Genomic DNA, 6,879 nt, shown 5'->3' with positions numbered 1-6,879 from the left:
AGGTCATGATTAAAGGCATCTTCATCAAAACGGATCATATCAAAATTACGCCCGTGGTGATCACTGTGACATTCAAAACAATCCTTTTTAACTACACTGGAATTGGCGTGATATCCGTCTTTTTTATTGATCAGGGATTGTATTTCCTTATGACACTCCAGGCATTTCTTGTCAGATACTTTGTCCCCAAGATCATGGCATAGCGTGCAATTGCTCATCCCTTCAAGATCTGCATGAGATTGAGACAGGTCACCGGGTGATATTTGGCCATAACCGACGGTGAGACTAAAAATAAAAAGGTAAATGGTATGTTTAAATCTGTTATTCAATCCATTTATTTATAAGATTTCAGGATATGACCAAAACGTTTGGTTATCTCTATCCCTGCATTTTGTAAAAAACTAGTAGGTAATTCCCCACCTGCAAAAATGTATACAAGATCATTTTCGATTTCTGTAGCTGCGTTTCCTTCAATGCTCATCAATACACTTTTATCATTTATAGATACCAGGTTGGAGTTATATATGACTCGGATCGATTGATCAGCTATGGCCTGCTCTATTTTTTCTCTGTTTTTGGGTTTTAGCCTGGAGAATTTATCTTTTCTATATGAAAGGATTACTTGATTCTTATTTTGTAATAATAAAAGCGCAGATTCAATAGCTGAATCGCCTCCGCCCACAACAATGATTTTCTTCTCCTCTATCCGTTCAGGTTCAAGCAATCTGTAGGCTACATTCTGTGAATCTTCGCCCGGAATACCAAGTTTTCTGGGTGTTCCTCTTCGACCAATAGATAACAGTACCTGGTTACAAACATATTCAGTACCCTTATTTGTTACGATTTTAAAGGTTTCGCCTTCTATAGGAGTAATACTTTCAACCTTAGTGTTTTCAAGAATTTCCAAATTTTGTTCAGAAATGACTTTCTTCCATAATTGAAGCAATTCGTCCTTGGAAGTATCGTATAGTTTGGCCTTCCCATAAAGTGGTAAATCCATGGGAGAAGTCATTACAATTTTTGCCCTTGGAAATGTGTAAACTGTTCCCCCGAGGGAATCTTGTTCTAATGTTATACAAGTTAATCCCTGCTTTTTAGCCTCAAGAGTTGCTGAAATCCCCGCGGGGCCGGCACCAATTATTACTACATCTAAAACATTTTCTTTAGATGGTTTTTTCTGCTTTGCAATATTTTCCATTGCCTGCTGGCCCTGTTCTACGCTATTCTTTATCAATCCCATTCCTCCTAATTCTCCGGCTATATACATTCCTTTGATATTAGTCTCGTAGTCTTCACTGACGTGAGGAAGATCCACACCTCTGGATTCTGTTCCTATACGGAGGGATATGGCTTCAACGGGGCATGCGTGAAAGCAGGCGCCATGTCCAACACAATTAGAAGTGTTAATTACGGTTGCAATGCCATTAGTTATTCCTATGATGTCTTTTTCGGGGCATGCGGTGATGCATGCACCACTGCCAATACATGAGATAAGATCTATATGCGGATGCAGGGAGATGGGTTCAAATAATCCTTCTTCCTTGGCAACAGCAACTTTTTTTACCGTCTCAAGCGACTTTTTACTTTTTCTTCTCAGATAGAAGAATACGGTGAAAGCGCAAAGAACAAGCACTATACCATACACTATTAACTGTTCTAAAAATACCTCATCCATCAGAAAATCCATTTATAACCAAAGGCAAGTGTAACCGCTACATGAATGACCACAATAATGAGCATAATCAAAGCAAAGGGCATGTGTGCTACGTGCCAGTATTTAAAAAGTTTTTGCATCATTTGTAATCTGCCTATTTTATTTGAAAGTACTATTTCCTTTTTTACCATTTGTAATATAGCATTCCTGTCTTTTTTGGGCAGGTCCTTGCGGCCCAGCACTTTTTTTAAATACCCAAGTTTTTTCCGGTTGTCAATGGTGTTTTCTTCACTCATCAAATCAGTAACAATAGTGATTGTATTCGACTCCAGATTAAATCGCTGATGGAGCACCACCGCCAAATCGGTTTTCAAATGCTGAAGTTCGTTCATGCTCAATTCCCGGCCTTCAATTGTTCTTGGAATCTGGTTATAGATAAATCTTCCAATTACCCCGCTAAGGACTACCGCCACCATGCTCCAAAAGGCAACGGATACAATGCCTCCAAATTTAAATGCGGTGTGAAAAAGCACCAGAATAGGGCCAAGGGTGCATAAGAAAATATGAAATTCAAGAAGGTATTTAAGTCTTATTTGTTTAGCTAAAAAATTATAGCGTTTCCTGGCAATGTATATCACTACTCCAAAGAGGATCATAAATGTACCGATAATACCCAAACCCTGGCCATATATGCCACTTGGTTTAAACCAATTATGTCTGGGGTGATAAAACCGCTCTTCCAATGAAGTATCATAGTAGGTGTACCCTGTATAAATTAAATACAGGGTAACTACTAAAACTATTATAGCCATAGTAGTGAGATAGGTTATGTGAACTGTTTTTTTCAAACTAATATCAGTTAATACTTTGGACGACTTATTTAGTAACGACCTAATAAAATAAAAATTGGATGGTTTAGGTCAAAATATGATTTTATATAAATTACATCAAAAACAAATTTTTTTTTCAAGTATTGGTTGTACAGGATATTAACTAATAGGACCTTAGATTAGTATTTTTATTTCCTTCTAAATAAACAAGAGCCCTTTATTTTCATATCAATTTCTCTCTTTAAAACCCAAGAGAAGGGTAAGTTAACTACCAATGAGGTTAAAAATAAACACGGAACGTTGCATTAGGGGTTATCCCCAAAGAATTCTGGATAATGGCTTCTACTTCACCTAAAGTAGTTATCCGATAAAAGATGTTAATGTCGTTCTTTGTATCAAACAAATTCCAGACAGATAACCCAAGATTGGCCCTGGTTTTTTTCCCCAGTTTAAAATTATAAATGGCAGAGAGGTCCACGCGCATATAATCTTCCAATCTTTGTTGATTTGTTTGATCATAATTAATGCTATCATCATTAATTGGTGTATCCGGATTGGGTTGTGTATATGGTTTTCCTGACCGCCAATTTAAGCCTGCAGCAAAGCGAAAATGCTTCAGGGTATAGGTTGTACCTAATGACAAGGCATGAGGGATATCAAAATTACTAGGAAAACTGGTCTCGGATAATTCAGGAAAGGAATATTCATTTTCCAGATAGGAATAACTTAACCAAACATTTGCATCGTTAAATTTCTTACGTACTAGAAAATCCATGCCTAGAGCGGTATAGCTGCCAATAGACTTTATAAATTCGAACTGGTTCTGAAAACCCTGGCTTTGTGATGTAATACCGTCAACTGCCTTATAGAATCCCACAGTATTAATTAACCATCCATTTTGATTATAACTCAAGCCAAGAGAACCCTGTTTACTCTTAATAACCGGGATATCACTATTATCAGATAACTGCCAGCGGCGCTTTTCTATACCTAAAAAATCATTTTGAAAATTGATGATTTGAGAAGTGTTTTGGTGCTTAAACTCTCCTAACAGCTCAAGGTTAAAACAGTTTAAAAAGCGATGATTGAAACTAACGCGGGGTTCCCACAATTGCTTGCTAAATTTATCCAGGTAGTTAAATCGGAGCCCTAAATTAAGTTTAGTTTTCCTATTTGCCGAAATAAAATCGAGTTCGGTGAATATGCCTTGGGTACGAAGCACATTCGCGATAAGCCTTCTAAAAACAGGATCGTCCACATCGTCAAGATTGGTTACCTTGGTTTCTACAAAGTGATATCCAATCACCCAATTCAAGCGTTCGCTAACGTGATAGGTGCCACTAATTCTTGCTCCTGTTTCTGAGACCTTATTTTCCTGAAGAAATCTCTGATCGTTTAAAATATTTGCATTTATTGCCTTGAGTTTATAATCTGATTCATAGATGTTCAACAGGGTACTAAAAGAATTACTCCAGGTCCTTTTATAACGCAATCCCCCTGCAATACTATTTTGATTTAAACTACTTTGCCTGGTCTCAACCTCACTGTTTAATATTTCATTTTCATTAAATACCAGCTCATTGTTGGCATTGATAAAGTTTAATTGTATTTCATCTTTTTCTGAAGGTTTATATAACCAACGCATAGAAGCATCATAAAAATCAGAGCTAATATCCGAATTGTTGGTATTGTCTTCTACCTCTGTATCTTGTGATATCCTGTCAAAATACTGAGTATAGGTAGGGGTTTCAATAAAATCACTGATAGATTTTCTGGCCGCTAACTGAATGGACGAATTGTTCCCCAAAGGGATATCTGCAAACCCATTTGCATCAGTAAAATTGATTCCAATATTTGCTTTAAAGGTTGGATTAATGCTTTGCTCAGTCGTCATGGCAATAGTGCCAGAAACACCGTCAGTATAGGAGCTGGGGGTGCCATTTTTTTGAAGCTTCACCTTTTGCGTTATTTGTGGATTATACATGGAGATTAATCCGAAAAAATGACCTGATTGGTACATCTTAATATCGTCCCATAATATGAGATTCTGATCGTTGGTTCCACCACGAATATTAATGTTGGAAACAGTTTCATTTATACTTATAATGCCGGGAAATGCCTGGATAGATTGAAGTACATCACTTTCTATAAGCCCTGGCAATATGCTAAACTGATTGAAGTCTATTTCAAAAGAACCATTATCGAGTTTATCAATACCTCTGATCAAATAATCGTAAAGTATAATTTCTGATAGCTGTTGTCGATTGGGAATCAGGTAGATAACGCCACAATCTTCTTTTTTGAAAAAAGCATAACTTCTGTCTAGTGTCTTGTAGCCTAGATGGCGTATATAAAGGGTTTCATTTTCATTGTTAATATCAATTTTAAAAAACCCTGTTTCATTCGTAAGTGCAGATACTCGCCCGGCCTGTACAGTACAAAAGGCAATTGGTTCTCCTGTATCCTTATCCCTGACATAACCACAAAGTTCAGCACTGGATTTTTTTATTGAGATAAACTTGTTAGGCAAAGTAGAAAATTGTAAACCAGTTTGTTGCTCCAGATATTTAATGTTTTCTTCGAACGTCAGCTCTTTATTAGGTTCTGGAATGATAATATTTTCAATGGTTTCGGAGGCATAATTAAATTGATAACCATACCGCTCTTGTAAATCAGTCAAAATGTTAATCAATAATTTTGTTTCAGCAATTTCCTGTGCCGAAATTCTGAAGGCAGAAAGGGCCACTAAAAGAGTTATAAACAGGAGGTACTTACTTTTCACTAGGATAAAGGATAACGTTGGTGGATCCATCCATCCTGTATTTTAGATTTAGGGGTTGAGTAACAGATTTCAGAGCATTATCCAAATTATTATGAATGAAACCACCCGTAAATAAAATTTCAGGTGATACTTGATCAAGTACAATTTTAATACTGTATTGTCTTTCCAATTCGGCGATAACATGGCTAATTGGCATCCTGTGAAAACTGCTAATGTTTTTTAGCCATGTAGGATATTCACTGGTATTTTGACTTTGGGTTATTTTTCCTTCTGAAAACCGAATATTGTCGCCGGCCCTCAATTCTTCAGATAAAGTTTTGGTTCTAACATTTACGATGCCTTCATAACACGTCACTTCAAAAAAAGCATCTCTTTGCTTAATATTAAATTGGGTGCCTACAACAGTTACAATTCCTTCGGTTGTGATCACATCAAATGTTGAGCCTTTGGCAACGGTAAAAAATGCCTCTCCTACCAGATTTATCTCCCTTTTTTGTTCCCATTTGCGCTTGCTGTATTTGACCTCAGATTGGGCGTTAACCATCACTTTAGAAGCATCCGGTAATTCTATTTCAATTTTTTCACCAGCAATAGTTTGCACTTTGATTGTATTATTGAAAATAAATATACTGTAGATGGCAATTCCAACAACAAAAACGCTCGCAATTCGCAATAGCGGTTTTATCCAGGATAATTTTCGTACTGGTTTTTGATTTGTTTTAAGTCGTTTTTGAAATGTATCAAAAGTAGACACCGAGGAAAATTCAGAAGCTTTAAACTGCCGGGCATTATCGAGGATAGCAATGAGTTGTGGATAGTCTTCCAGTGCTTCAAAAGCCTTTAGTTCCTTCTCAGTAAGCTGGTTGGCCAGCCATTTTTCTATCAAATATTCTTTATCCATAAAACACGCTTCTTACATATATAACAACTAAGTGTCATTTTTTCCTGATTTTAAATCTTAAATCCTACCAGTTCATTTTTTAAAATACTAAATGCCGTATAAATCCTGTATTCCACAACTTTGCGTGTAATACCCAGCATTTCAGCAATTTCTTCATGCTTTTTACCTTCAACTTTGTTAAGCATAAAGGCAACCCTCTGTTCTTCGGAAAGCCTTGAAAGTGCCTGCTGATACTTTTTGAAATACTGCTCTTTTTCCATGAGAAATTCTGGAGTTTCATGAGTATAGTCTTTTGGCTTTAACTTTTGGTGGCGCAACACCACTTTCTGATGTTTTATTTCATTCAACATCATATTGTTGGCTACTTTGTACAAAAAGGCCTTTGCCATACTCATTTTAACCTTCTTACAATTTTCCCATAACTTAACAAAGGCATCCTGCGCTTTATCATTTGGATTCAACTCTTCTCCGTATTTGTAGTATAAGAAATTATGAAGATCCTTGGAATATTTATTATAGATACCCGAGAATATTTCCTGTTCACAAATATCTTTATGTAGTTCTTTAGGCAAGCTGGTTCAATTTTTTTCTTCTAATGTAAAAATAATTTTTTACAAAAAATTTCAGGAGTTTTCAGAAGTTGGTTGTTTTACTATTAAACGCTATTAACCTTAAAACTTAATTTACTATGAAAAAGACCCCTAAATTACTA

5 protein-coding genes and 1 pseudogene are annotated in these 6,879 nt (G+C 36.2%); all 6 read right to left on the bottom strand.

Going from position 1 to position 6,879, the window contains the following annotated elements; translation table 11 throughout:
- Positions 1–329: pseudogene (locus WBM60_RS13650) on the bottom strand (hypothetical protein); the annotation flags it as partial.
- 5 nt (positions 330–334) lie between these two features.
- On the bottom strand, positions 335–1,675 hold the full coding sequence (locus WBM60_RS13645) for an NAD(P)-binding domain-containing protein (protein ID WP_424262531.1): 1,341 nt from the start codon (positions 1,673–1,675) through the stop codon (positions 335–337).
- Positions 1,675–2,502 (bottom strand): hypothetical protein, encoded by an 828-nt coding sequence (locus tag WBM60_RS13640; protein ID WP_424277057.1) that lies wholly within the window; start codon positions 2,500–2,502, stop codon positions 1,675–1,677. Before WBM60_RS13640 ends, WBM60_RS13645 begins: the two co-directional genes overlap by 1 nt.
- Before the next feature lie 262 nt (positions 2,503–2,764).
- The gene (locus WBM60_RS13635; RefSeq protein ID WP_424283195.1) at positions 2,765–5,296 is read right to left on the bottom strand and encodes a TonB-dependent receptor; all 2,532 of its coding nucleotides are present in this window, start codon (positions 5,294–5,296) and stop codon (positions 2,765–2,767) included.
- Entirely contained in the window at positions 5,256–6,167 is a 912-nt protein-coding gene (locus tag WBM60_RS13630) for a FecR family protein (protein WP_424277354.1), read from the bottom strand. Before WBM60_RS13630 ends, WBM60_RS13635 begins: the two co-directional genes overlap by 41 nt.
- Positions 6,168–6,217: 50 nt before the next feature.
- Positions 6,218–6,739, bottom strand: coding sequence for an RNA polymerase sigma factor (locus WBM60_RS13625; RefSeq protein WP_424262319.1), 522 nt, complete (start codon positions 6,737–6,739; stop codon positions 6,218–6,220).
- Between the last annotated feature and the right edge of the window lie 140 nt (positions 6,740–6,879).

The sequence above is a fragment of the Eudoraea sp. genome (assembly GCF_049669105.1).
GTDB lineage: Bacteria > Bacteroidota > Bacteroidia > Flavobacteriales > Flavobacteriaceae > Eudoraea.
Note: the sequence above shows the minus strand (reverse complement) of the source record. Positions and strands in the feature narration are given on the sequence as shown.